Annotated in this window: 21 protein-coding genes and 1 pseudogene; 14 read left to right on the plus strand and 8 right to left on the minus strand. The window is 69.5% G+C overall.

The window, feature by feature from the left end; all coding sequences use genetic code 11:
- Positions 1-47 precede the first annotated feature (47 nt).
- Genes ACWF62_RS02005 through ACWF62_RS02030 form a run of 6 tightly spaced genes read left to right on the plus strand, consistent with a single transcriptional unit; the run spans position 48 to position 7,117 of the window.
- Entirely contained in the window at positions 48-2,198 is a 2,151-nt protein-coding gene (locus ACWF62_RS02005) for an acyl-CoA dehydrogenase family protein (protein WP_452629307.1), read from the plus strand.
- Between the two features lie 33 nt (positions 2,199-2,231).
- The gene (locus tag ACWF62_RS02010) at positions 2,232-3,341 is read left to right on the plus strand and encodes an acyl-CoA dehydrogenase family protein (protein WP_378507425.1); all 1,110 of its coding nucleotides are present in this window, start codon (positions 2,232-2,234) and stop codon (positions 3,339-3,341) included.
- Positions 3,326-4,492, plus strand: coding sequence for an acyl-CoA dehydrogenase family protein (locus tag ACWF62_RS02015; protein ID WP_452629308.1), 1,167 nt, complete (start codon positions 3,326-3,328; stop codon positions 4,490-4,492). The genes ACWF62_RS02010 and ACWF62_RS02015 overlap by 16 nt, the downstream gene beginning before the upstream one ends.
- A complete protein-coding gene (locus ACWF62_RS02020) occupies positions 4,489-5,502 on the plus strand; it encodes a bifunctional MaoC family dehydratase N-terminal/OB-fold nucleic acid binding domain-containing protein (RefSeq protein ID WP_452629309.1) in 1,014 nt (337 codons plus the stop codon). Before ACWF62_RS02015 ends, ACWF62_RS02020 begins: the two co-directional genes overlap by 4 nt.
- Positions 5,499-5,948 (plus strand): MaoC family dehydratase, encoded by a 450-nt coding sequence (locus ACWF62_RS02025; RefSeq protein ID WP_452629310.1) that lies wholly within the window; start codon positions 5,499-5,501, stop codon positions 5,946-5,948. Before ACWF62_RS02020 ends, ACWF62_RS02025 begins: the two co-directional genes overlap by 4 nt.
- Positions 5,945-7,117 carry a lipid-transfer protein gene (locus ACWF62_RS02030; RefSeq protein ID WP_452629311.1) on the plus strand — a complete coding sequence of 391 codons (1,173 nt, stop codon included), beginning with the start codon at positions 5,945-5,947 and terminating at the stop codon, positions 7,115-7,117. Before ACWF62_RS02025 ends, ACWF62_RS02030 begins: the two co-directional genes overlap by 4 nt.
- A gap of 132 nt (positions 7,118-7,249) precedes the next feature.
- On the opposite strand, the gene ACWF62_RS02035 is transcribed toward ACWF62_RS02030, so the two are convergent.
- The 5 genes from ACWF62_RS02035 to ACWF62_RS02055 all read right to left on the minus strand — a co-directional run bounded on the left by ACWF62_RS02035 (position 7,250) and on the right by ACWF62_RS02055 (position 15,637).
- Positions 7,250-9,592, minus strand: a complete 2,343-nt coding sequence (locus ACWF62_RS02035; protein WP_452629312.1) for an arylsulfatase — start codon at positions 9,590-9,592, stop codon at positions 7,250-7,252.
- Positions 9,593-9,623: 31 nt separating this feature from the next.
- On the minus strand, positions 9,624-11,936 hold the full coding sequence (locus tag ACWF62_RS02040) for an arylsulfatase (protein WP_452629313.1): 2,313 nt from the start codon (positions 11,934-11,936) through the stop codon (positions 9,624-9,626).
- 73 nt (positions 11,937-12,009) lie between these two features.
- The gene (locus ACWF62_RS02045; protein WP_378507418.1) at positions 12,010-13,620 is read right to left on the minus strand and encodes an ABC transporter substrate-binding protein; all 1,611 of its coding nucleotides are present in this window, start codon (positions 13,618-13,620) and stop codon (positions 12,010-12,012) included.
- Positions 13,620-14,609 (minus strand): ABC transporter ATP-binding protein, encoded by a 990-nt coding sequence (locus ACWF62_RS02050; RefSeq protein ID WP_378507417.1) that lies wholly within the window; start codon positions 14,607-14,609, stop codon positions 13,620-13,622. The genes ACWF62_RS02045 and ACWF62_RS02050 overlap by 1 nt, the downstream gene beginning before the upstream one ends.
- Positions 14,609-15,637, minus strand: a complete 1,029-nt coding sequence (locus ACWF62_RS02055) for an ABC transporter ATP-binding protein (RefSeq protein WP_378507416.1) — start codon at positions 15,635-15,637, stop codon at positions 14,609-14,611. Before ACWF62_RS02055 ends, ACWF62_RS02050 begins: the two co-directional genes overlap by 1 nt.
- Before the next feature lie 208 nt (positions 15,638-15,845).
- Between ACWF62_RS02055 and ACWF62_RS02060 the strand changes: the two genes are divergently transcribed.
- From ACWF62_RS02060 to ACWF62_RS02085, 6 genes are all read left to right on the plus strand, one after another.
- Positions 15,846-16,970 carry an ABC transporter permease gene (locus ACWF62_RS02060; RefSeq protein ID WP_378507415.1) on the plus strand — a complete coding sequence of 375 codons (1,125 nt, stop codon included), beginning with the start codon at positions 15,846-15,848 and terminating at the stop codon, positions 16,968-16,970.
- Entirely contained in the window at positions 16,963-17,877 is a 915-nt protein-coding gene (locus ACWF62_RS02065) for an ABC transporter permease (RefSeq protein WP_378507414.1), read from the plus strand. Before ACWF62_RS02060 ends, ACWF62_RS02065 begins: the two co-directional genes overlap by 8 nt.
- A 90-nt stretch (positions 17,878-17,967) precedes the next feature.
- Entirely contained in the window at positions 17,968-18,570 is a 603-nt protein-coding gene (locus ACWF62_RS02070; protein WP_378507413.1) for a TetR/AcrR family transcriptional regulator, read from the plus strand.
- 38 nt (positions 18,571-18,608) lie between these two features.
- Positions 18,609-19,526, plus strand: a complete 918-nt coding sequence (locus tag ACWF62_RS02075; protein WP_452629314.1) for a TauD/TfdA dioxygenase family protein — start codon at positions 18,609-18,611, stop codon at positions 19,524-19,526.
- On the plus strand, positions 19,513-19,929 hold the full coding sequence (locus tag ACWF62_RS02080) for a YidH family protein (RefSeq protein WP_378507411.1): 417 nt from the start codon (positions 19,513-19,515) through the stop codon (positions 19,927-19,929). The genes ACWF62_RS02075 and ACWF62_RS02080 overlap by 14 nt, the downstream gene beginning before the upstream one ends.
- 8 nt (positions 19,930-19,937) lie before the next feature.
- The gene (locus tag ACWF62_RS02085; protein WP_378507410.1) at positions 19,938-20,255 is read left to right on the plus strand and encodes a DUF202 domain-containing protein; all 318 of its coding nucleotides are present in this window, start codon (positions 19,938-19,940) and stop codon (positions 20,253-20,255) included.
- Here the strand turns inward: ACWF62_RS02085 and ACWF62_RS02090 are convergent.
- A pseudogene (locus ACWF62_RS02090) lies at positions 20,240-21,136 on the minus strand (bile acid:sodium symporter family protein); the annotation flags it as partial. The gene ACWF62_RS02085 and the pseudogene ACWF62_RS02090 sit on opposite strands and share 16 nt — an antisense overlap.
- Positions 21,137-21,330: 194 nt before the next feature.
- Here ACWF62_RS02090 and ACWF62_RS02095 point away from each other — a divergent pair.
- Both ACWF62_RS02095 and ACWF62_RS02100 read left to right on the plus strand, forming a co-directional pair.
- Entirely contained in the window at positions 21,331-22,167 is an 837-nt protein-coding gene (locus tag ACWF62_RS02095) for a mycofactocin-coupled SDR family oxidoreductase (protein ID WP_378507409.1), read from the plus strand.
- Positions 22,164-23,573: an MFS transporter gene (locus ACWF62_RS02100; RefSeq protein WP_452629315.1), complete on the plus strand. Its 1,410-nt coding sequence runs from the start codon at positions 22,164-22,166 to the stop codon at positions 23,571-23,573. Before ACWF62_RS02095 ends, ACWF62_RS02100 begins: the two co-directional genes overlap by 4 nt.
- Positions 23,574-23,628: 55 nt before the next feature.
- Here ACWF62_RS02100 and ACWF62_RS02105 read toward each other — a convergent pair whose 3' ends face one another.
- Both ACWF62_RS02105 and ACWF62_RS02110 read right to left on the minus strand, forming a co-directional pair.
- The gene (locus ACWF62_RS02105; RefSeq protein ID WP_378507407.1) at positions 23,629-25,401 is read right to left on the minus strand and encodes a cholesterol oxidase substrate-binding domain-containing protein; all 1,773 of its coding nucleotides are present in this window, start codon (positions 25,399-25,401) and stop codon (positions 23,629-23,631) included.
- A 74-nt stretch (positions 25,402-25,475) separates the two neighbouring features.
- Entirely contained in the window at positions 25,476-26,336 is an 861-nt protein-coding gene (locus ACWF62_RS02110) for a MaoC/PaaZ C-terminal domain-containing protein (RefSeq protein ID WP_378507406.1), read from the minus strand.
- Positions 26,337-26,435: the final 99 nt, after the last annotated feature.

The following is a 26,435-nucleotide window of genomic DNA, read 5'->3' on the forward strand; positions in this document are numbered from 1 at the left end:
AACACGTTCTAGACTGTTTTGTCAGCACGGAAAGGGCGGCCAGGCTTGTGAGTATTGCCACGACGGAGGAGCAGCGGGCGGTCCAGGAATCGATCCGATCCTGGGCCCGTTCCGCGAACCCGGTCGAGACGCTGCGTCAGGGTCCGGCCGACTCGTGGCGCGAGCATTGGAGCGCGCTCGCCGAGCTCGGCCTGTTCATGGTCGCGCAGACGGAGGAGGTCGGCGGCGCGGACGGCGAGATCGTCGACCTGGCGGCGATGCTCGAGGAGGCCGCCGCCGCCCTCGTCGCGGGCCCGGTACTGTCCACGGCGCTCGCGGCGCTCGTCGTCGGTCGCAGCGGCGAACCGGCAGCGAAGCAGTGCGGACCGGAGCTGTCCGAGGGTGCCCTCCCGGTCGGGGTTGCCCTCGACGGTGACGTCGCGGCGGAGCCGGGCCCCGATGGCGGCCTGGTGCTTCGCGGTGCGGCAGGCCTGGTGCTTGGCGGCGCCCCCGATCTCGGGGTGTTGCTGCCCGCCACCGTCTCCGGTCGGGAGGTCTGGTGCCTGGTCGAGGCCGGGGCGGAGGGCCTGTCGGTTGAGGCCGTGCAGAACGTCGACGTCAGCGTTCCGCTCGCGTCGGTCAGCTGCGACGGGGTGCGGGTGCCCGCCGAGCGGGTGCTGTCCGACCTGCGGCCGGGGCTGGTCCGCGACCTCGCCGCGACACTCGCGGCCGCCGAGGCGGCCGGGATCGCCGGCTGGTGCCTGAACACCGCCGTCGAGTACGCCAAGATCCGCGAGCAGTTCGGCAAGCCGATCGGATCGTTCCAGGCGATCAAGCACCTGTGCGCCGAAATGCTGTGCCGCACCGAGCAGATCCGTGCCGTCGCGTGGGACGCCGCCGTCGCGGCGGAGTCCGGTGAGGAGCTGCCGATCGCGGCCGCGGTCGCCGCGTCGGTCGCGCTGGACGCCGCCGTGGACACCGCGAAGGACTGCATTCAGGTGCTCGGCGGCATCGGGTTCACCTGGGAGCACGACGCGCATTTCTACCTGCGTCGGGTCGTGGCGCTGCGGCAGCTGCTCGGCGGCGGCGCCGCCTGGCGCGCCCGGGTCGCGGAACTGACCCGCGCGGGTGACCGCAGGCACCTCACCGTCGACCTCGGCGATCTCGAATCGCGGCGTGCCGCGGTGCGCACCGAGATCGAGGCGATCGTCGCGCTCCCCGAGGCGGAGCGCCGGGTGGCGTTCGCTGAATCCGGCTACCTGGCACCGCATTGGCCGGCGCCGTACGGCAAGTCCGCGAAGGCCGCCGAGCAGATCCTGATCGGCGAGGAACTCGTGCGCGCCGAACTGGAGACCCCGAACCTGGTCATCGGCTGGTGGGCGGTGCCGACCATCCTCGAGCACGGCACCGCCGAGCAGATCGAACGGTTCGCGATGCCGACCCTGCGCGGCGACCTGATCTGGTGCCAGCTGTTCTCCGAGCCGGGCGCCGGTTCCGACCTCGCCGCCCTGCGCACCACCGCGGAGAAGGTCGACGGCGGCTGGATTCTCAACGGGCAGAAGGTCTGGACCTCGCTCGCGATGGAGGCGGACTGGGCGATCTGCCTGGCCCGCACCGACAAGGACGCACCGAAGCACCGCGGCATCACCTACTTCGTGGTGGACATGAAGTCCGCGGGCATCCGGATCTCCCCGCTGCGCGAGATCACCGGCGACGCCCTGTTCAACGAGGTGTTCCTCGATGGCGTGTTCGTGCCCGACGAGTGCGTTGTCGGGCAGGTGAACGGCGGCTGGAAGTTGGCCCGCACCACCCTCGCCAACGAGCGGGTCGCGATGAGCGGCGGCTCCTCGCTCGGCAAGGCGATGGAGGAGCTCCTCGACCTGGCCGGCCGCGGCGGCACCGACCCGGTGACCGAGGACCGGATCGGCTTCCTGGTCGGCGAGGCACTGGTTGGGTCGCTGCTCGAGCACCGCACCACGCTGCGGCAGCTCGACGGGCAGGACCCGGGTCCGGCGTCGAGTGTGCGCAAGCTCGTCGGTGTCCGGCACCGGCAGGCGGTCGCCGAGTACGCGCTCGAGCTGGCAGGCGTCGGCGGCGCGGTCGAGGGCCCGCTGTCCCGGGAGTTCCTCAACACCCGCTGCCTGTCGATCGCGGGCGGCACCGAGCAGATCCTGCTCACCGTCGCCGCCGAGCACCTGCTCGGGCTGCCGCGCGGCTGACCACTACGCACTTCTACAGGACGGAAATCTCAGGTGGACTTCACTTTCGGTAGTGAACAGCAGGCGGTGGCCGAGGTGGCCGCCGCGGTGCTGGAGACAGCCGCGAGCGCCGAGGCGCTCGCGGCGATGGACCGTGGCGCCCCGGTGTGGGACACCACGCTGTGGCGTCGGCTGGCGGACGAGGGCGTGCTGTCGCTGCCGCTGCCGGAATCGCTCGGCGGCGACGACCTCGGCATCGCCGAGATCGGCGTGCTGCTCGGGCAGGTCGGGCGCAAGGCCGCTCAGGTGCCGGTGCTCGAGACCCTCGGCTTCGGTGTGCTGCCGCTGCTCGCGCTCGGCGGCGACCCGCAGCGGTTCCTCGCCGGCGTCGCGGGCGGCGGGATCCTCACCGCGGCGCTCGCCGAACCGGGTGCCCCGCTGCCCGCGGTCCCCGCCACCACGGCGACCGCCGACGGCGACGGCTTCGTGGTCACCGGTCGCAAGGTCGGTGTCCGCTACGCGGAGCAGGCCGCCTACGTGCTGGTGCCGACCTCCGCCGGTGTCGCCGTCGTCGCCCCCGACGCCGACGGGGTCACCCTGACCCGCACCTTCACCGCCTCGCTCGCCCCCGAGTACACGATGGCGCTCGACGGGGTGCGGATCGACGCCGGCGCCCTGCTCACCGGCGCCCCGGTCGAGGCGCTGTACCGGATCGCGCTCGCCGCGGTCGCCGCGCAGGCGGCGGGCCTCGGCACCGGGATGACCAACCTCACCGCGAAGTACGTGAGCGGTCGGGAACAGTTCGGCAAGCCGATCGCGGTCTTCCAGGCCGTCTCGCAGCAGCTCGCCGACTCTTACGTCACCGCCCGCACCCTCGAACTGGCCGCGACCTCGGCCTGCTGGCGGCTCGCCGAGGGACTCGACGCCACCGAGGACACCGCGGTCGCCGCCTACTGGCTCGCGGAGCAGCTGCCGGTGTCGATGCAGCAGTGCAGCCACCTGCACGGCGGCATGGGCGCCGATGTCACCTACCCGGCGCACCTGTTCTACGAGCAGACCAAGGACCTGGCCCGCCTCGTCGGCGGTCCCTCGTCCCGACTGACCATTCTTGGCGCGCTCAGCGCCCGCGACCTCGGTGTGGAGGCAGCATGCTCATCGATCTGACCCCCGAGCAGCGCAAGCTCCAGGCGGAGCTGCGCAAGTACTTCGCCGACCTGATCTCGCCCGACGAGGCCGAGGCGATGCTCACCGACCGGCACGGACCGGAGTACCACGAGGTCATCCGCCGGATGGGCCGCGACGGCTGGCTCGGTGTCGGCTGGCCGACGGAGTTCGGCGGCAAGGGTTTCGGTGAGATCGAGCAGCAGATCTTCACCAATGAGGCGGTTCGCGCGGACGTGCCGTTGCCGTCGGTGACGCTGCAGACCGTCGGCCCGACGCTGCAGGTGTACGGCACCGAGGAGCAGAAGGCGAAGTTCCTGCCCGGCATCCTTTCCGGCGAAGTGCATTTCGCGATCGGCTACACCGAGGCCGAGGCGGGCACCGACCTGGCGTCGCTGCGCACCACCGCGGTCCGCGACGGCGACGACTACATCGTCAACGGGCAGAAATACTTCACCACCGGCGGCCACGCCGCCGACTACATCTGGCTCGCGGTGCGGACCGGCAGCACCGAGGACCGGCACCGCGGCATCTCCATCCTGATCGTCGACACCACCGATCCCGGCTTCTCCTCCACCCCGGTGATCACCGCCGACGGCGCGCACCACGTCAACGCCACCTACTACGAGAACGTCCGCGTCCCGGCGTCGATGCTGGTCGGCGAGGAGAACAAGGGCTGGCGCCTGATCACCACCCAGCTCAACCACGAGCGTGTCATGCTCGGCCCGTGCGGCCGCGTCGGCGGACTCTACGACCACGTCAGCGAGTGGGCCGGGCGTCCCGGACCGGACGGCAACCCGCTGCTGACCCAGCCCGACGTGCAGCGCGCGCTCGGCGAGATCCGCGCGATCTACCGGCTCAATGAGCTGCTCAACTGGCAGGTGGCCTCGCAGACCGGGGCGCTCGACATGTCGGACGCGTCGGCGACGAAGGTGTTCGCGACCGAGCAGATCCAGCGGATGGGCAGGCTCGCCGAGGAGATCGTCGGACGCTGGGGCGACCCGGCGGACCCGGAGACCGGGCACCTGCTGCGGTGGCTGGACGCGCAGACCAAGCGCAACCTGGTGATCACCTTCGGCGGTGGCGTCAATGAGGTCATGCGTGACCTCATCTCCACCGGCGGCCTCGGCCTGCCGAAGGTGGCGCGGCGATGACCGACATCGACATTCTCGCTGCCGCGCAGCAGGTTCGGAACGCCGGCGGCAGCGCGCCGCGGCGCGGCCGGGACCCGATCAACCAGCCGATGGTGAACAACTGGGTCGAGGCGATCGGCGACCGCAACCCGATCTACGTCGACGCGGACGCCGCGAAGGCGGCCGGGCACGACGGCATCGTCGCCCCGCCCGCGATGGCGCAGGTGTGGACCATGCGCGGGCTCGGCGCGGTGCGCGAGGCCGACGACCCGCTCGGCCGGATGACCGACATCCTGAACGAGGCCGGGTTCACCTCGGTTGTCGCCACCAACTGCAACCAGACGTACCACCGGTACCTGGCCCCGGGCGACGAGGTCACCATCGAGTCGGTCCTCGAAGATGTTGTGGGACCGAAGAAGACCGGGCTGGGGGAGGGCTGGTTCTTCACCACCCGCAACTTCTGGCGGGACGCCGACGGCGAGGTCGTCGCGGAGATGGAGTTCCGGATCCTCAAGTTCCGGCCGCCCACCGCGGAGCCCGCCGCGGCCGAGCAGCCCACCGCGGCCCGCGCGGCCAGCGGCGACCCTGTCGACGACCTCGACGGCGTCCGGCTGATGCGTCCGCAGGCCTCGCGCGACACCCAGTTCTTCTGGGACGGCGTCGCCGCCCACGAGCTGCGCCTGCAGCAGCGGCCGGACGGGTCGCTGCAGCATCCGCCGGTGCCGGCGCTGTGGAAGCCGAAGGGCGAGACCACCGACTACGTCGTCGCCTCCGGCCGCGGCACCGTCTTCAGCTACGTCGTGCACCGGGCACCGCAGGTTCCGGGCAGGCAGCTGCCGTTCGTGATCGCGTTGATCGAACTCGAGGAGGGGGTGCGGATGCTCGGCGAGCTGCGCGGCGTCGACCCCGAGGCCGTCGAGATCGGGCAGCCGGTGACCGTCGATTTCCTCGACTTCCCGGCCGACCCGGACAACGAGAAGCGGGGCCCCTGGACCCTGTACGCCTGGCGACCCGTTGAGGAGCAGCGATGACCACGACCGTGCAGGTACCCCCGGCGCAGCCGCCGGTCGTCGCGGTCGGCGACGCGCTGCCGCCGCTCGCGATCGAGGGCACGCCCACGTTCATCACGGCCACCGCGCTGGCGACCCGGGACTTCGAGGACGTCCACCACGACCGGGACCGTGCCCAGCAGCGCGGCTCGAAGGACATCTTCGTCAACATCCTCACCGACACCGGCCTGGTGCAGCGGTACGTCACCGACTGGGCGGGTCAGAAGGCCGTCGTCCGGTCCATCTCGCTGCGCCTCGGTGTGCCGTGGTACGCGTACGACACGCTCACCCTCACCGGCGCGGTCGAGTCGATCGACGACGGTCTGGTGACCGTCGCGGTCACCGGCACCGACTCGCTCGGCAAGCACATCACGGCCACGGTCACGCTGGTCATGGACGGTTCGGACGCGAAGGGGGCGGCCGCATGAGCGGTCTGTCAGGGCAGGCGGCGATCGTCGGCATCGGCGCCACCGACTTCTCCAAGGACTCCGGCCGCAGCGAACTGCGGCTGGCCGCGGAGGCGGTGAACGCAGCCCTCGCTGACGCCGGGCTGACCGCCGCCGACGTCGACGGTCTGGTGTCGTTCACGATGGACACCAACATCGAGATCGCGGTCGCCCGCGCGCTCGACATCCCGGAGTTGAAGTTCTTCTCCCGCATCCACTACGGCGGCGGCGCCGCGTGCGCGACGATCCAGCAGGCGGCCCTCGCCGTCTCGTCGGGTGTCGCGGACGTGGTGGTGGCGTACCGGGCGTTCAACGAGCGGTCCGGGCATCGGTTCGGCCAGGTCGACACCGGCCTGGTCAACCGCGTCGACTCGTCCGGGGCGGACTACGCGTTCTCGTACCCGCACGGGCTGAGCACCCCGGCGGGCACGGTCGCGATGATGGCCCGCCGGTACATGCACCAGTACGGCGCCACCAGTGAGGATTTCGGCCGGATCGCGGTCGCCGACCGCAAGCACGCGGCGACCAACCCGAACGCCTTCTTCTACGGCAAGCCGATCACCCTCGAGGACCACCAGAACTCGCGGTTCATCGCCGAGCCGCTGCACCTGCTGGACTGCTGCCAGGAGTCCGACGGCGGCATCGCGATCGTGGTGGTGTCCGCGGAGCGCGCCAAGGACCTCAAGCAGAAACCGGTGTCCATCGCGGCCGCGGCGCAGGGCAGCGCCAAGGACCAGTACACGATGATGAGCTACTACCGGCCCGACCTGGCCTGCATCCCGGAGATGGAACTGGTCGGCAACCAGCTGTGGCAGCAGTCGGGTCTGCGTCCGCAGGACATGGACATGGCGGTGCTGTACGACCACTTCACCCCGTACGTGCTGATGCAGCTCGAGGACCTCGGGTTCTGCGGGCGCGGCGAGGCGAAGGACTTCGTCCGGCAGCCCGGCGCCCTCGAGGTCGGCGGCGCGCTGCCGCTGAACACGCACGGCGGCCAGCTCGGCGAGGCGTACATCCACGGCATGAACGGCATCGCCGAGGGCGTCCGCCAGATCCGCGGCAGCTCCGTCAACCAGGTGCCCGGAGCCGAGAAGGTGCTGGTCACCGCCGGCACCGGCGTCCCCACCTCGGGACTCGTGCTCACCGCATAAGCGCTGCGCGCCCGTGAGTCCTTTTGGCCCCCCTGCGGGCCGAAAGGACTCACGGGCGGCGGAGCCGACCGCGGCACGAGTTCGCCGGGCAGGTACCCGGTGCGGCCGCAGATACGGCTCGACCCGCCATCGTCAGTGCGTCGCCAGCGCGATCCGGCGCCGCGCCTCCACGGTTTCGGGGCGCTCCTCGCCGGGCAGGTCAACGCGGACGTGGTCGAGTCGCCCGGTGAACACGAACCGGCCGACGATGTCGGCGCACACCGGGCTGCCGCGGTTGACGCCGATGTCGAGCTGCTCGTTCATGCTGAAGATCGCGCGGGTGGTTTCCGCGATCCGCTCCCGACCCACCTCGACACCGTCCACCGACAGAATCGCCGTGCCGCCCTTGCCGATTCCGCCGCCGTCGTAGACAAATTCGAGACGCACCTCGCGGGTGCCGCCGGTCAGTTCCACATCCGGACGGACGAAGGTCATGCCACCGCCGCTGAAGTTGTAGCAGAACACCGGCTTCGAGTCGGCGACATACAGTGCCAGCCCGCCGAAACGTCCGCCGAGACTGGCCAGCACGCCCTCGCATGGTCGGCCGCCGGTCGTGAGCGCGGCGGTGATCACGTAGGAGCGGTTGAACATCGGCGGCGCGGCCTTCTCGACCAGACCGTTCATGTGCGGGTACAGCGTGATGCTCGTCCGACCGCGCAGCGGATGCGGCGGACGGTCCCGCGGCGCCGCGTTTCTCGTCACGGTGCGGTCGTCGAGGGGGAGCACCTGGTACCGCGCGGCCTCGACGAGGAACTTCTCCTTGAGCTCCTCAAGTTTCTCCGGGTGCTCGGCCGCCAGGTCCCGGGCCTGCGACCAGTCGACGGTGGTGTCGTACAACTCCCACCGGTCCTTCTCGAAGGCGGGCAGGGTCAGCCCGCGCGTCGCCATCAGCCACGGCGCGCGGTGCAGCGTCACCGCCGTCCAGCCGTGGTCGTAGATGCCGCGGTTGCCGTAGATTTCGAAGTACTGGGTGGTGTGCCGGTCCGGGGCGGCGGCGTCGGTGAACGTGTAGTTCATCGCGACCCCCTCCATCGGCTGCTGCGGCACGCCGTCGACCGTGTCCGGGGCGGGGACCCCGACCGCCGCGAGGATGGTCGGGGTGATGTCCACGCAGTGATGCCACTGGTGTCGCAGCCCGCCGGTGTCGGTGATGCCCTTGGGCCAGTGCGCGATTAGACCGTTGCGGGTGCCGCCGTAGTGCGAGGCCGCCTGCTTGGTCCATTGGTACGGGGTGTCGAGGGCCATCGCCCAGGATGCCGGGTAGTGCGGGTAGCTGGTCGGGGTGCCCAGCTCGTCGAACCGCTCAAGCACCTCGGCGGTGGTCTGCTTGTACCCGTTGAGTCCGGCGAGGTAGTTGAACGAGCCCTCCATGCCGCCCTCCGCGGAGGCGCCGTTGTCGCCGAGCATGTACAGCACCAGCGTGTCGTCGAGCATGCCGAGCTGCTGCAACCGGTCGACGAGCCTGCCGACCTGGTCGTCGGTGTGCTCGAGGAAGGCGGCGTACAGCTCCATCAGCCGGGCCGAGACGGTCTTCTGGTCCTCGTCCAGTTCGTCCCAGTGCGGCAGGTCGGGCGCCCACGGCGCGAGTTCGGTCTCCGGCGGGACCACACCGAGCCGTTTCTGCCGTTCCAGGGTGATCTCCCGCTGCCGGTCCCAGCCGTGGTCGAACTCGCCCCGGTACTTGTCGAGGTAGCGATCGGGTACCTGCAGCGGTGCGTGGCAGGCGCCGAACGGCAGGTAGCAGAACCACGGCTTGTCCGGGTCCATCGCGGACACCGACTCGATCCACTCCATGGCGCGGTCCGTGAGATCCTCCGACATGTGGTAGCCCTCGGCGGGCGTGGCGGGGGGATCGACGATGGTGAAGTCCCGGTACAGGACCGGGGAGAACTGGTCCGACTCGGCGCCGAGGAAGCCGTAGAAGCGGTCGAATCCCTCACGGGTGGGCCACCGGTCGAACGGACCGGCCTCGCTGATCTCCCAGGTGGGCGTCTGGTGCATCTTGCCGAACGCGCCCGTCGCGTAACCGTTGCCCTGCAGGATCCGGGCCACCGTCGCCGCCGAGTCGGGTCGCGTTCCGTTGTAACCCGGTGCGGCCGTCGCCTGTTCGGCGATGACGCCGAATCCGACGCTGTGATGGTTGCGTCCGGTCAGGGTCGCCGCGCGGGTCGGCGAGCACAGTGCCGTGGTGTGGAAGCGGGTGTACTTGACCCCGTCGGCGGCCAGCCGGTCGGCGGTCGGGGTGCGGCACGGACCGCCGAACGCCGACGCGGCGCCGAACCCGACGTCGTCGAGCATCACCAGCAGGACGTTGGGCGCACCCGCGGGCGGCCGCACCGGCTGCGGCCGGACGAACGGCTCCTCCTGGTCGCGGTAGTCGACGGCGGCCGCGGGCTGGTGCCGTTGTCCGACAACGGGAATCGAGTGACGGTTCATGAGGTCCTCCGAAAGAGAGTGTGCGAGTGTGTCACTGGGTGGCCATGCCCAGTTCGCGGAAATGCTCGATCATCATCGGGAAGGCGTCCGGGGCCAGCGTGCCGGGAACGTAGGTGACGCCCGTGATCCGCCCGCTGTAGCGGAAGGTGCCGTACTTGCTGGCCAGCTCCCAGGACACCGGGGAGCGGCGGGCCACGCCGACGTTGATCCCGTTGTAGGGCACCAGCCAAGACAGCTGAATGAACTCGCCGGACCGCGACACCACCTCGTCGTCGATGCGGATCTGCACCGACCAGCGGGCCTTGCCCGGTGCGGTGACCGCGACGGTGATGCGGCTGCACCGCCGCGGCAACGGCACCGGCGGCGCCTCGATCATCCGGCTGAACGCGTTCTCCACGAAGTGCAGGTACCCGTCCTCGACGTACAGGACGTAGCCGCCCTCCTGTCCGCCGTGTGAGACGAGGACCCCGCTGTCGGCCAGGGTGAACGCGTCGAGGTCCACCACGATCTCGAACGAGCGGCCGTCGATCAGGTGGCCGGACCGGAACCGTTCGAGGGTGGGTGTGCAGGGCAGCAGGGTCACCGGCCGGGTGAACCGCTGCTCGTGCGGCGGACGCTGGAACCAGTGCAGCGGGGTGCCGTCCGCCATCGGCAGCACCTGGTTCTCCCCGGCGGCCTCCTCCCATGCCCGTACCAGCTCCGCCACCCGCTCCGGGTGCTCGGCGGCCAGGTCTCGGCACTGGGTGCGGTCGTCGGACAGATCGAACAGCTCCCAGCGGTCGTCCCGGAACGGGGTCAGCGGGGTGCGGACCGAGACTGCCTCCCAGCCTTCGCGCAGGTAAGCGCGCTCGCCGAAGGACTCGTAGTACTGCTCGTGGTGGTCGGACGGATGGTCGGCCGAGCGTAGTGTCGGAACCAGACTCACCCCGTCGAGGTCGCGGCCGCGGCGGCCGTGCCGTTCGACGGTGACCGGAAGTCCGATCAGGTCCATCAGGGTCGGCACCACGTCGGTCACGTGCGCGTACTGGTGCCGGATCTCGCCGCCCACCCCGTCCAGGCCGCGCGGCCAGGAGATCAGGAACGGCACCTGGTGCCCGCCGCGGAAGGTGCTGAACTTGTGCCTGCGGAAGGGGGTGTTCGAGGTGGTGGCCCAGCCAACCGGGATGGCGGGCCAGGAGGTGGGCCCGCCGATCTCGTCGATCCGGGCCAGCTCGACGGGCAGCCGCTCGGCGACCGTGCGCTTGGCGGAGCGGTCCAGGTTGCCGAGGTGATTGAACACCCCGATGTCGGTGCCGCCGTCGCCTGCCGCGCCGTTGTCGCTGAGGAACACGAAGACCGTGTTGTCCAGCTGGCCGAGGCGGCCAAGGACCTCACGGATCCGGCCGACGCTCTCGTCGATGGAGGTGACCATCGCGGCGTAGACCTCCATGTACCGGGCGGCCAGTCGCTGGCCGTCCGGGCCGAGGTCCGCCCAGGCGGGCACGTCGGGTCCGGTGGGGTCGTCCAGGGGCGCCAGGTCGGCCGACCGGGGAATCAAGCCCAACTCCTGCTGACGGGTGAACCGGCGATGCCGGATGGCGTCCCAGCCCTCCTCGTACGCCCCGCGGAAGGACTCGATGTACGAGTCCTTGGCGTGCAGCGGGGTGTGCACCGCGCCGTGCGCGTAGTACAGCAGGAACGGCTTGTCCGGATCGGATGCCACACTGTCGCAGATCATTTCGGTGGCGCGTCGGGTCAGGTCGTCGGTGAGGTAGTAGCCAGCGGGGTACTCGTCGACGTGCAGCGGGTTGTTGCCCTCGTACAGCTGGTGTGGGTGGTGGAAGTTGGTCTGCGCCTCCAGGAATCCGTAGAACTGGTCGAATCCGCGTTGCAGGGGCCAGGAGTGACGGTCCCCTGCCGCGTTGAGGTCGCTCTCCTTGCACAGGTGCCATTTGCCGACCATCAGGGTGCTGTACCCGTTGCCCCGCAGCATTTCCGCGAGGGTCGGCTGGTCGGCGGGCAGCTCGCCCGCGTAGCCGGGGAACCCGGGATCGGTGTTGCAGACGGCGCCGACGCCGACGGCATGCGCGTTGCATCCGGTCAGCAGCGCGGCCCGGGTTGGCGAACACATCGAGGTGACGTGAAAGTCCGACATTCGGATGCCCTCGTCGGCGACGGCGTCGAGGTGCGGGGTGGGGATCTCCGACCCGAACGGGGCGATGTCGGAATAGCCCATGTCGTCGACGATCATGACGACGACGTTCGGCGCGTCGGTAGGCGCCTGCGTCCGCGGCGGCCACCACGGCTGTGATGTCGACAGGCTGGTCGTGATCCGGCCAGGAAACTCGGTGTTCTCTGCGGTCATGGGGTGCTCTCTGTACGGGTCGGGGCGGGCGCATTGGATACGCCCGCCCCGGGAGGAATGATGAAGGCGTGTGCTACTTCTCGAGGTAGGCGCCGTCGAAGAACATGACCGCGTTCAGGGTCGGGACGACGCCCTTGACGGTCGGGCTGACAGCCACGAACTCCTCGACCGCGCCGTAGCTGACGATCGGCTGGTGCTCGTTGAGGATCGTCTGGACCTCGCCCATGATCTGCTTCTGCTCGTCGAGGCTGGTGGCAGCCTTGAGCTTGGCCACCGTCGCGTCGAGCTCGGGATTGCCGAAGCCGGTCATGTTGGTCGAGCCGCCGGTACCCAGGAAATTCGCCAGTGCCGCGTACGGCTGTGAATCCCGCAGCACCATTCCGCCGGTACCCACCTCGAAGTCGCCCTGGAAGGTCTGGGCGGTGACCTGGGCGACGGGGACGTTGCTGATCGTGACGTCGAAGCCGACCGCGTCGAGCAGCGCCTTAAGGACGATGCCCTGCTCGGTGCCCTCCGGGGTGGACGCCATCAGCATCTTCAGGCCTCCGTCCCAACCCTTCTCGGCCTTGACCTCGGCCACCAGCTTCTTGGCCTGCTCCGGGTCGTACTGGGGGCCTGCGGTGCCGTCGAACAGGGTCGACTTCTCGCTGAGCAGCGCAGAGCCGGGATCCCCGGTGCCGCCATTGATGCGCTGGTCGACCAGTGCCGGGTCGATCGCCGCTGCGATGGCCCTGCGCACGCGGACGTCGGTGGTGATGCCGGTGTATCCGCCGTTGCCGTTGTTGAGGACGAGGATCTTGCCGGAGTTGGCCAGTTCCGAGTAGCCCTTGGTGCCGTCCTGCTTGGCCTTCGCGATGATCGGCGCCTCGCGCAGGAACGCGGCCTGCAGCTCGCCGGTGGTGAGCGCGTCGTAGGTGGCCTGGGCGCCGGGCACCATCACGAACCGCAGGGCCGCGCAGACCGGGCCGCCGTAGTAGTTGGGGTTCGGCTCAAGCAGCAGCTCCTCGCCGGGGGCGTTGCGCTTGACGGTGTAGGCGCCTGCGCCTGCGCCGACCGGGTTCAGTGCGTACTGGTCCGCAGGCATCGACTGGTAGACGGCGGGATTGACCACCTCACCGGCGGGGCCGGCGAGGACGTAGGGGAAGGTGGTCCACGGACCGTCCAGGGTGAACTTCACGGTGGTGGGGTCGACGACCTCGATGCCGGTGATCGACTGGACGTCCTGCAGTGCGCTCGAGCGCAGGGCGGGGTCCTTATGCAGTTCGACGCTGAACTTCACGGCCTCGGCGGTGACTGGGTCGCCGTTGCTGAACTTGACGTTCGGCCGCAGCTTGAGGGTCCACACCGTGCTGGTCTCGTCGGCGGTCATCGACTCGGCCATCTTCGGGGTGTAGTCGTTGGTGGCCGGATCCCAGCGCATCAGCCGGTCGAAGACCGCGGCGGACTGGCCGCCGCCGCGCGCCCCGAAGCCGCCCTGGCCGGGCGCGAAGCTGGGGAGCATGAAGTACTCGCCCATCGAGATGGTGCCGCCGACCCGTTCGGCGGTGCACCGCTGACCGTTGTCGACGGGGGTGGCGTCGCCGCCGGTGCCGGAGGCGGTGGTCGAGCCGCCGCCCGAGCCGCAGCCGGCCAGCAGCAGGGCCGCGGCAACGGCCGCGGTGGTGGTCTTGGTGATCGACTTCATCAGTTCTCCAACAGTGGGTGGTGGCAGGCGGCGTAGTGCCCGGGCTGCACCTCGCGCAGTTCCGGTTCGACAGCGGCGCACTGGTCGGTGGCCAAGGGGCAACGGGTGCGGAATCGGCAACCCGAGGGGGGATCGAGGGGGGAGGGCAGCTCCGCGTCGACCTTGCGGACGGGCGTCACCGCCTCGTCGTCGAGAGTCGGGATCGACGACAGCAACAGCTGGGTGTAGGGGTGGGCGGGCCGGTCGTAGAGGTCGAGCGTCGGCGCGATCTCGCACAGTTTGCCGAGGTACATCACCGCGACCCGGTCGCTGATGTTGCGTACCACCCCGAGGTCGTGGGAGATGAACAACATGGTCAGGCCATAGCGGTCCTTCATGTCCTCGAGCAGGTTGAGGATCTGTGCCTGCACCGAGACATCGAGGGCGGAGACCGGCTCGTCGCACACGAGCAACTCCGGCTCGAGCACCAGGGCGCGGGCGATGGCGATGCGCTGGCACTGTCCTCCGGAGAACTCCGACGCGCGCCGGGTGCGGGCCCTGGCGGGGTCAAGGCCGACGGCCTCGAGGACGCCGTCGACGACCGTGGTGACCTCCTCCTTGGACATCTCGGGTCGTTGGATCCGCAGGCCCTCGGCCACGATGTCGCCGACCCTGCGCCTGGGGTTCAGCGAGGAGATCGGGTCCTGGAACACCATCTGCACGTGCCGGCGCTGCTCCTTGAGCGCGTCCCCGCTCAGCGTGCAGAGATCGATGTCCCGCAGTCGGACCGAACCCGACGTCGGCGCGGGCAGCTGCAGCACGCCGCGCCCGAGGCTGGACTTGCCGCAACCGGATTCGCCGACCAGGCCGAGGGTCTCGCCGCGCACGAGGTCGAGGCTGATGCCGGAGACGGCCCGCACGGTGCCCTTCGCGGTGGGGTACTCGACGACCACTCGGTCGAGCGTGACCATGGCGTCCTCGCGCAGGTGCGCGGTGCCGGTGCCTGCCATCAGTGCGCTCCGATCAGTTCGGTGGTGGACGAGTCGGGGTGGGATGGGCCGAGGGGGAAGTGGCACGCGGCGGGATGCTCACGCCGGTCGTCGAGGTGCAGCAGGGGCTCCTCGGTGCGGCAGCGGTCCCGGACATATCCGCAACGCGGCGCGAACCGGCACCCCGGCTCGAGGTGCAGCAGGTCCGGGGGCCGCCCGTCGATGGCCTGCAGTCGGGTATGCGGGGGCAGATCGGTGCGGGGTATCGACGCGAGCAGCGCCTCGGTGTAGGGGTGCCGGGCCTGTCCGCGCAGACCGGTCGTCGCGGCGGTCTCGATCAGTCGGCCGGCGTACATCACCCCGATCCGGTCGGTGTACCGAGAGACGACACCGAGGTCGTGGCTGACCAGGATCATCGCCATCTGTCGCTCCATCTGGATGGACTGCAGCAGTTCGAGGATCTCGTACTGCACGGTGACGTCCAGCGCTGTCGTCGGCTCGTCGGCGATCAGCAGGGTGGGATCGCAGGCCAGCGCGATCGCGATCCCGATGCGCTGGCGCATGCCGCCGGACAGCTGGTGTGGGTACTCGTCGAGCCGGCTGGCCGCGGAGGGGATGCGGACCAGATCCAACAGTTCGAGCGCCCGGGCCCGGGCTTGCTTCCGGCCGAGGCCGAGGTGGAATCGCAGTGGGTCGGTGATCTGGCTGCCGATGGTGCGCACTGGGTTCAGCGACGTCAGCGGGTCCTGGAAGATCATCGCGATCTCGGTGCCCCAGAAGTGCCGGGCCTGCTTGCGGTCGAGGCGGGTGACGTCCTTGCCGTCGAAGAGGATCCGGCTGTCCGGGTGCACCGTGGCCGCGGATGGCGCGATGCCCATGATCGACCGCACCAGCATCGACTTGCCCGAACCGGACTCGCCGACGATGCCGAGGCTCTGACCGCGATCGAGGGTCAGGTCGACGTCCGCGACGGCGGTCAGGGGACCGCCGGGGGTGGCGAGGGTGGTGCGCAGCTTGGTCACGGACAGCAACGGTGTGGGGTCGGACATCGAGTTCTCCTCGTTGCTACTGACGGATTTCACTCGGTGGGACGGCCGGGTGCGGCGCCTCGATATCGGAGATAAGAATCACTCTTAATCGGACGATGTGGTGAGTGTCACCGAACAATTGGGGGGTTGTCAAGGAAACTCCCACTCTGTTTAATGCACTGCATTGACGCGTCGTCGCGTCGACTTCTCCCGGAAGGGGTCCCTACCCTTGCTTCGCTACACGCTGGGCAAACTCGCCCATGTCGCGGTCGTGGTGGCGCTGGTCTCCACACTGACCTTCCTGATCCTCGAGTTCACCCCGGGTGACCCCGCTGCCGCGGTCGTGGGACCCAACGGCACGGCCGAGCAGTACGAGGCCGTGCGGGCCGAACTTGCCCTCGACGCGCCGGTTGCGGAGCGGTTCTTCGGCTGGGCGGGGTCGGCGCTCACCGGTGACCTTGGCACCTCGCTGCTGCCGCCGCGTCAGGACGTCACCGACATCATCATGTCCAAGCTGCCGGTGACCCTGGAACTGGCGCTGGTGGCGATCGTGCTGTCGCTCGCGATCGCCGTGCCGGTCGGGATCTGGTCCGCCTATCGTGCGGGCCGGACCTTCGACAGGGTGTCCTCGGCCGCGTCCTTCGCGTTGATCTCGACCCCCAGCTTCCTCGCCGGTCTGCTGCTGATCTACCTGTTCGTCTTCAACCACTCACTCGCCCAACAGATCATCATCGGTATCGGTGTCCTGATCGGTGCGGCCGTTGCGCTCGGGCCGATTCTCCGGCGCGGTGTTGGCGGCGCGCTCGGCGCCCGCTGGGGGCGGTCGTTGCTGGCAGGCATGGGTGTCGCCGCGGTGTTGTGCGTGATCGGGTACCTGCTGCCCGAGTTCCCGCGGCAGGGCTTCTCCCGGCTGACCGACCCGGCTGGCCTTGGGGAGAACCTGCGGACGGTCTTCCTGCCCGCGCTGACCCTGGCGTTGACCGAGATCGCGATCTTCACCCGGGTGCTGCGCACCGACATGATCTCCACGCTGCAGCAGGATTTCGTGCTCTCGGCCAAGGCTAAGGGCATGCCAGCCGGGCACGTCCTGGTCAAGGAGGCGTTGCGCCCGTCGACCGTCTCCCTGATCACCATCGCCGGCGTCAGCCTCGGGCGGCTGATCGGCGGCACCGTCGTGGTCGAGACCATGTTCAACCTCCCCGGCATGGGGACGATGATCGTCGAAGCCGTTCAGCTCAAGAACTTTCCCGTCGTCCAGGGTGGCGTGCTCGTCATCGCCATCGTCTACGTGCTGATCAATGCGCTCGTGGACATCGCATACGCCGCCATCGACCCGAGGATCCGCCGTGCCTGACACCCTGACCCCCGAATCCGTCCGGACCGCCCGCCCCGCCACCCCCGCAGTCGAGAGCAAACCCACGCCGCGCGTGACGCGCAGGCTCGACCTGGGCACCGCCTTGGCCCTGGCCTGGCTTGCCGTGGTCGCCCTGGCCGCCGTGGTCGCGGACTGGCTTCCGCTCAGCGAGTCCCGCGACCCATCGAAGACCCTGCTCACCCCGTCGATGCAGCCGCCGAACCTGTTGTCCGCCAACCCGCTCGGCACCGACAAGCAGGGTCTCGACCTGCTCGGCGGGCTGATCTACGGGGCCCGGGTCTCGCTGATCGTTGGCCTCGGCGGAGTGATCTGCGGGGTGTTGGTCGGCGGGGCGATCGGGATCGTCGCCGGCTACTATCGCGGCCGCACGGACACCCTGGTCTCGGTGCTCAGCGACACGATGCTGGCGTTCCCGCCGCTGATCCTGCTGATGGCCCTGGTGACGATCCTCGAGCCCAACGTCCGCAACGTCGCGATCGCGCTCGGCATCATGGTGGTGCCCACCTACATCCGGCTGGTGCGGGCCAACACCATGAGCCTGCGTTCTCGCGAGTTCGTCACCGCGGCCCGATCTCTCGGGGCGAGTAACCGCAGGATCATGGTCCGGGAGATCGCACCGAACCTGGTCCTGCCGGTGCTTTCGTACAGCTTCATGGTGGTCGCGGTGCTGATCGTCGCGGAGGCCTCGCTCAGCTACCTCGGGTTGAGCATTCCCCGTCCCGAGCCGACGTGGGGAAACATGATCGCCGCAGGCCAGAGCGAGTTCCAGGACAACCCGTACCTGGTGCTGGTCCCCGGTGCCGCGCTCTTCCTGACGGTGTTCTCGCTCAACCGGATCGGGGAAACCGCGCGAAAGTTGTGGGATCCGACCGCGAGCAAGCTCTAGCCCGAGGAGCTACGCTCTGAACGATCTGTTAAGACACTGATTTAGCGGGGTGTAACAATGGTGTCGAACCAAGTTAGTGCCAAGGATGTCATGATCGAGGTCGCCGAACGCATGTTCGCCGAACGCGGTCTGGACGGGGTATCCATGCGGGATATCGCCTCGGCGGCCGGGCAGAAGAACAACTCGGCCGTGCAATATCACTTCGGTGGCCGGGACGGGCTCATCTTTGAGGTGTTCCGCCGCCGGATGGCGACCGTCAACGCCGCTCGCGAGCAGTTCATCGCCACTATCGACGCCGAGGGCCGGGGCAAGGACGTGCGCGCCCTCGTCGAGGCGGTGGTGGTTCCCCTTGCGGACTACATCGCCGAACGCGGTGTCGATTCCTACTATGCCCAGTTCCTGGTTCGGGTGTCGCCGGCCATCGACTTCGACGAACCCGACATGGCCGGCATCTCCGCGGGCAGCAGGGAGGTCTCCCGACGCCTGATGGGCGTCCTCGGCCACCTGCCGCGCCGGGTGGCGGTGGCTCGGGTGGACCTGATGCTCAACATGGCGGTCTCCGCGCTCGCGACCTTCGAGCAACGCCATGCGAGCGGAAACATCGTGGTGCACACGAGTTTCGAGGACACCGTGCACCACGTGATCGACATGTCAGTGGGGGCGCTGGGCGCTCCCTGTTCGGACACGGATTGAGTCGGCGACGCCCGGCGCCCAACATCTACGGAGGAAACTTGTCAACTCTGACCACGTCGCGGACGGTGGAGATCGGTGGGCACTCCATCGAGTTCGGTCCACGCGGAATGCGGTTGAACGCGGACGGTGTCGAATCGATGCCGTACGAGCGATTCGAGGTTCGGCCGGTGACGCCGTTCATCGGGGCGGAGATCCATGGGGTGGATCTGCGGGACCCGAGTGCGGAGGTGATCGACGACCTGCGCCGGGCACTGCTCGAGTGGAAGGTGATCGTCTTCCGCGATCAGGACATCAGCAGTGTGCAGCATCGCGACTTCGCCCGGAACTGGGGTGAATTGGAGGTACACCCGCTGCTCCCGCAGGGCGAGGTGCCCTCGGTGGTCCGGTTCGAGCGCGGCGAGGACAGTCCGGGCACCGAGAACATCTGGCACGTCGACGTGACGTGGCAGCAGCGTCCACCGCTCGGATCCGTGCTCCGTGCCATCGACGTGCCCCCGGCAGGTGGCGACACGCTCTGGGCGGACATGGGTAACGCCTACGACTGCCTGTCCGACGAGGTCAAGGCTCGGATCGACGGCCTCGAGGCCGTGCACGACTTCATGCCCTCGTTCGGTCGCTCGATGTCCCCGGAGAAGCAGGCCCAGATGCAGGAGCTGTACCCGCCGGTGCGGCACCCGATGGTGCGGACCCACCCGGAGACCGGCCGCAAGACGCTGTTCGTGAACAGCCTGTTCACCACCCACATCCCCGACCTCGACCCGGAGGAAGGGGAAGCGCTGCTGCGGCACCTCTTCGACCAGGCCAAGGTCCCGGACTTTCAGTGCCGGTTCCGCTGGCAACCGAATTCCATTGCCTTCTGGGATAACCGGGCCACCCAGCACTACGCGGCCAGCGACTACTTCCCGCACCGGAGGGTGATGGAGCGGGTGGCGATTCTCGGCGATGTCCCGCGCTGACCTCCTGGACACGGAGCGGGTAGCGGGTACCGGACCCGCGGGCAGCGGGCGGTGGCGACCGCGCGCACTACGGGACGGCGACGATCCGGATCCGCGGTTCACCCTCGCCAACGAGCGCACCTTCCTTGCCTGGATGCGGACGGCGATGGGGTTGATCGCCGGCGCGGTGGGATTCGAGGCGTTTGGCGCCGAGATCGTCCGGCCTGCGGTGCAACTGGTGCTCGTGTTGGGCATGCTTGCGGGAGCAGCCGTGATCGCCGGCTTCGCGTTCGTTCGCTGGCTCGGTGTCGAGCGCGCGATGCGGATGGGGCGGAGCCTGCCGGTCCCGTCCCTGGGTGCGCTGGTGGCTGTGCTGGTGGGCGGGGTCGCGCTGGCACTGCTCGCGGTCCTGACGATCGGGTGAACGTCGGCGTGCGCGTTGACCCCGGTCTGCAGCCGGAACGGACGACGCTGTCCTGGGTACGGTCGGCGTCCGCTCTCGCCGCACTGGGCGCGATCTATCTCCGATGTGTGCCCGCGGCGGGCGGTGCGACGGCGGCGGTCGGCGTCGCGATGCTGGTGGGTGCGGGGGCGCTGCTTGCCTCCGCACCCCGGCGACACCGGCGGGTGTGTGGCGAGTTCGCGAGGGGGCGCGTACGGGCGGAGTTGGGGGGAAACGTCCTCCTGCTCGTGATCGTGCTCGTCGCGGCAGGCGCGGGCGCGGTCACGATCGGCTACGGAACAGCGTGAGACACCGCGTGCTGTTGTGCGTCGTCGCGCCTTCGGGTGATCACCCACCCGACCAGCGCCGCGACCGGGAACATGACCACGCCGTACACCGCCGCCGGGACCGCGATGCGGGTGCTGTCGAGGAGGCTGATGGCGATCGTGATCGCCAGGGTGCTGTTGTGGATCCCGATCTCCATGGCGCAGGCAATGGACTGCCGATCGGAGACGCGCAGCGCCCGCGGGACGAGGTACCCGATGGCCAGGCTCGCCAGGCAGAAGATCAACACGACCAGCCCGACGTCCGCGAGGTAGCCGCCGACGTTCTCCCGTTCGGCGGCGACGGTGCCGACGATGACCAGCGCCAACACCACGGCCGACCCGATCCGCACCGGACGATCCATCCGGTCCGCGAACACGGGACGGATCCGGCGCACCCACACGCCGAGCGCGACCGGCACCAGCACGATCGCGAAGATCTGCACCACCTTGGCGAACTGCAGCCCCAGTTCGCCGCCCTCGGACGGCTCGAAGTAGCCGATCGCGAGGTTGGTGACGAGCGGCAGCGTGACCACCGCGATCACGGAGTTGACCGCGGTGAGCGTGACGTTGAGCGCGACGTCGCCGCGGAACAGGTGCGAGAACAGGTTCGCCGTCGTCCCGCCCGGTGACGCGGCGAGCAACATCATGCCGACCGCGAGAAGCGGGGACAGGCCGAACGCGAGTACCAGCCCGAACGCGATCGCCGGGAGCACCAGCAGCTGGCAGACCAGCGCGATCGCGACCGCCCGCGGATGCCGGGCGACGCGGGCGAAGTCGGCGACCGTGAGCGACAGGCCGAGCCCGAACATGATGATCGCCAGCGCGATCGGAAGGGCGGTCGTGGCGAGCGCGGAATCCATGGAGCCCCATCGAGGTCGGCGGCGGGCGGGTGCTCACGATATCGACCGCCGGTCCCCATCCGTGGAGGAACAGGACAATTCGGGGCATGGTGGACGGTGGCCCGCCCGCCGGGGTACCGGTGGTCGGGATTGCCATGCGCCGAACGCGGCCCGCGCGGTAGTGATGACGTGCACCCGACTACGAGGAGGACAACGACATGGGCGAGTTCGACGGCAAGGTCGCACTGATCACGGGCGGCGCCAGGGGGCAGGGCCGCGCGCACGCGGTCGCGTTCGCCGAGCAGGGTGCCGACGTGGTGATTTGCGACCGCTGCGAGGACAGCGACGTGGTCTTCTACCCGCTCGCCACCGAGGCGGACCTCGCCGAGACCGCGCGCCTGGTCGAGGCCGCCGGCCGGCGTTGCATCGCGGTCAAGGCCGACACCGCGGATCGGGCCGCGATGGACGCCCTCGTCGCGCGCGCCGAGGCCGAGTTCGGCAGCGTCGACATCGCGGTCGCGAATGCGGGCGTTTCGGTGGCCGCACCGGTCCAGTCGATGACCTCGGCGCAGTGGAACGAGGCGATCGCCAGCAACCTGACCGGTGTCTTCAACACCATCGGCGCGGTGGCGCCGGGCATGATCTCCCGCGGGTATGGCCGGATCGTGACGATCTCGTCGATGCTCGGCCGCGCAGGCAACACCAACATGGCGGCGTACTCCGCATCGAAGTGGGGTGTGATCGGCCTGACCAAGAGTTCGGCGCTCGACCTCGCCCAGGACGGCATCACCGTCAACGCGATCTCCCCTGGCAACATCTCGACGCCGATGATTCACAACGCCGCCCTGTACTCGATGATGCGCCCCGACCTCGAGTCCCCGACCCGCGACGACGTCGCCCCGGTGTTCGAGTCGCTGCACGCGCAGCCGGTGCCGTGGCTCGACCCGACCGAGATCACCCGCGCGGTCCTGTTCTTCGCGGCGGAGGCCAGCGCCCACATCAGCGGCACCGTGCTGCCCATCGACGCAGGCAACGCCGCGCGTGTGACCGGGTGACGGTCGGCGTCGCGGCGCCCGACGTCTCGACCGGTGCGGCGCGCCAACGCCTGATCGTCGCGGTGCTGAGCCTGACCGGTGTGGTCGTCGCGCTCCAGCAGACGCTGGTGGTGCCGATCCTTCCTGCGTTCAGCTCGGCGCTGGGCGTGTCGCACACCACGACATCCTGGTTGGTGACCGCGACGCTGCTGACCGGGGCGGTGGCCACACCCCTGATCGGCAGGCTCGCCGACCTGACCGGCAAGCGGAAGATGATGCTGCTGTGCCTGGTCGTGATGGTCGGCGGGTCGGTGGTCGCGGCGCTCGGGCAGAGCTTTCCGATGGTGGTGGCCGGTCGGGTGATGCAGGGATTCGCGATCGCGCTGCTGCCGGTCGGGATCGGTCTGTTGCGCGATGTGCTCGAGCCCGCCCGCCTCGGCGGTGCGGTCGCGCTGATGAGCGGCACCCTCGGGATCGGCGGCATGATCGGCATGCCGATGGCCGGTGTCATCTACGCGCACCTCGGCTGGCAGGCGCTGTTCTGGGTCTCCGGCGGTGTCGGTGTGCTGCTGGCGATCCTGTTGCCGCTCACCGTCCCCGAGTCGACGGTCCGGGCGAGGGGACGATTCGACATCGCCGGCGCGGTGCTGCTGACCACCGGGCTGACGGCCCTGCTGCTCGCCATCTCGAAGGGCGGGCAGTGGGGCTGGGGTGCCCCGGTCACGGTGGGATGCGTGGTGGGCGGCGCGCTGACCCTGACGGTGTGGGTATGGCTCGAACTGCGCATCCCGGACCCGCTGGTCGACCTGCGGACCTCGTTGCTGCCTCCGGTACTCATCTCCAATGTGTGTGCGGTCCTGCTTGGTTTCGCGATGTTCCTCAGCGCGTACACGGCGACGCAGGAATTGCAGGCCCCCGTCGAATCCGGTTATGGCCCCGGGCTGTCCGAGGCGGCGGCCGGGCTGGCGATGATGCCGGGCGGGCTGCTGATGGTGGTGCTGGCCCCGCTGTCGGCGCGGATGACGAGGCGCCGCGGCGCCCGAGTCACCCTGGTCGTCGGGGCGATCGTCATCGCGGCGGGCTACCTCCTGCGGGCGGTGCTCGGGCCGTCGGTCGCGAACGTGACCGTTAGCGCCGCCATGATCTCCGGCGGGGTGGCGTTGACGCTGGCGGCGATGCCGGTGTTGATCACCGACGCGGTCCCGGTGGACCAGACCGCGACCGCGAACGCCGTCAACGGGCTGCTCCGATCCGTCGGCACCTCGTCGGCGGCCGCGGTCGGAGCGGCGGTACTCGCCGCGTCCACCCTCACCGTCTCGGGGGTGACGGTACCGACGCTGGGGGCCTTCACCGCCATGTACTGGATCGGTGCCGCGGTGTCGGTGGCGGCGGTCCTCGTCGCGCTGCTTCCGCTGCGGGGACGCTGACCGGCCGAAGGCCCGGTGCCGCAGCGGCACCGGGCCTTCGGCCGGGGAGCGTGGATCAGGGCAGCAGCTGGTCCATGAACGAATTGCTGTACACCTTGTGCGGGTCGAACTCGTTGAACACCTGCACGGCGGTGTCCCAGTTGTCGGATGCGGGAAGGCCGTCGCGGTAGCTCTTCGGCAGCGCGCCGCTGATGATGCCGCCGTCGGTGTACGGCTTGTCCGGGCCGAACGCCCAGCCCTTCGACCACTCGGGACGGAAGGTGTAGTCGGCGCCCGTGTAGTGCGAGCGCATCCACTGCTCCATCTCGCGGTAGAACGCGAACATGCCGGGGGTGCCGGGCACGCCGAGCACGTTCAGCCAGATCGCGGTGTCCCATTCGGGGCGGTCCGGGCGCGGCCGCATCGCGGAGATCGTCGGCGCGCCTGCCGAGTCGACGAGCACGTCCGCGGCCTCGTCGAGACCGCAGCAGCGAATCTCGACCGGGCCGTTGAGCGGGAATTCGCCCTTGCCGCGGTAGTACTCGATCCGCTCGTTGAACCAGTGCGTGAAGTCGTGGATCACCTGACCGATGTTCGCCCGGCTGGTGATGACGGCGCCGCCGCCCTCGGTCAGCCGCAGCGTGGTCGCCTTGATGTAGAACTGGACGTCCTTCGACCAGCCCCAGATGTCGGTCGAGTTGGTGGCGGCCAGTCCCGCGACGGTGACCCCGTACATCGCGGGGCCGAAGAGCGGCGCGATGCCCGGCACGCCCGCGTTCATCTGACCGATCATGTCGGTGATCGGTTCGGGCAGGTTGTCGGAGAACGGGTAGTTGTAGGGCCCGGTGACCTCGCGGGACCCGGCGGGCTTGTCCGGGGCCACCGTCCACACCTTCAGCCACGGCTTGTCGGTGAACGGGTACCAGATGGCCTCGACGCCGCCGTCGGACTTGACGAAACTCTCGAAGGTGCGACCGTCCGCGCCCTTGGCGCCGAACATTTCCTCCCACCCGATGTCGGTGATGCTCCGGCAGCGCATCCGGAAGTTCGGCCCGGCCTGCATCGTCACCGACGTGATGAAGGTGCGCCCGAGTCCGGCCAGCAGCGGCTTGATCTTGGGATCGCTGCGGGAGAACGTGCGTTCCGCGTACTCGGTGCCGTTCCACACCACCGCGGTCAGTTCGGTGACGAGGTTCGACAGCGACCCGTAGGTGTGACCCTTCATCGCGCTCTGCCCGTCCGCGGGCAGGGCGGCGCCGTGCGCATCCACCGCGAGGCAGCCCGCGATGGTCAGCACACCCGGCGCGGGCAGGTTCGCCCAGCCGAGCCCCTTGTCCTGCAGCGCGCTGGTGATGGCGCCGAGGGTGGCGCCCGGTCCCGCGGTGACGGTGGCCGGGCTGCCCGCGTTGACCGCGATGCTCGCCAGGTGCGTGGTGGTGTCGGCGAGGATCACCTTGTCGACGTTGGCACCGTTCTCCACGGTGAGCGGGGTCCAGCCGTGCATCGCCCCGCGGGGACGGATGGTGTAGCCGTTCTTGTGCGCCCAGTTGGTCAGTCGGACAACGTCACCGGCGTTACGGGGGAACGCGGTCCAGGTGGCGTCCAGCATGATCTCCTTGGACCAGTTCTGGTACGCCTGCTGGGCGAGTTCGATGTCGGTCGGGAAGTCCGGCGGCGCGGGCAGCGTTGCGCCGCCAGCGGACCCGGACCCGGAGCCGAGCGATCCGGTGTCGAGGGGGAGGGCGTAGACCGGGGTCCACCCGCCCATCGCGGTGACCGCGAGGGCACCCGCGCCCGCGGTGAGGAAGCCGCGCCGGGAGAACCCGGTGGCGTTGTCCGATTTCGGCATGCAAGTACTCCAGTCGTAACGAGGGGGGTGAGACCGAGCGAGGGCGCGCGTCCCGACAGCGCTGACCCGGAAGTTTAGGCGAGCGTAAGAACCACGTCTGCCAAAGCGGGCGAATTCTCGCGCGCCGGAACGGAAGCCGAGATCAGCAGCCGGTCCCGTTCCGCCCAGATTCGCACCAGCAGGGTCTCCCCGGGGTAGACCACACCGGCGAACCGGGCCTTGTAGCCCTTCACCCTCGACGCGTCGGCGGCCAGCGCGGTGTCCACCGCGGCCTTGCAGACGATGCCGTAGGTGCACAGCCCGTGCAGGATCGGGGCGGGGAACCCTGCACCGGTGGCGAAGTCGGGATCCGAGTGCAGCGGGTTACGGTCCCCGCACATCCGGTACAGCAGCGCCTGCTGCGGCAGGGTGGCGATCTCGACCTCGTGGTCCGGCGCGCGATCCGGAAGGGCGACCGCCTCGGACGGTCCGCGCTCACCGCCGAATCCACCCTCGCCGCGGGCGAAGATGGACGACCGGGCGGTCCACAGCGGGTTGCCGTCGGGATCGGTGGTGACCGATTCCTGCACGATCACCGCGGCCTTGCCCTTGTCCCAGACCTCGGCGATCCGGGTCGTGGTGCGGCCCTTGCCGGATGCCGGGATCGGCTGGTGCACGGTGACTTCCTGGCTGCCGTGCACGACCTTGGCGAGGTCGATCTCGACGCCGGGGAAGGAGACCTTCGGGGCCTCGGTGGCGTGGATGTTCGCGACGACGGTGGCGAAGGTCGGCAGCACCTGCGGGGCGGCGTCGTCGAGGTAGCGCAGTTCGGCGGCGTCGAGCGGACGCACGCCCGCACCGACACCGAGGTGGTAGAGCTGGACGTCCGAGGCGGTCCAGGTGAAGTCCTGGGCCGGGAGTTCGGCGCCGATCGCGATCGAGGGGTCGATGGGCACGAATGGATCCTGTTCTGTCGTGGGTAGCGGTGCGCCGTGCGTCCGGCCCCACCCCACAAACAAAGACCACCATACAGAGAGAGACGGAAATCGAAGTGC

The organism is Rhodococcus sp. NPDC054953 (genome assembly GCF_053609225.1).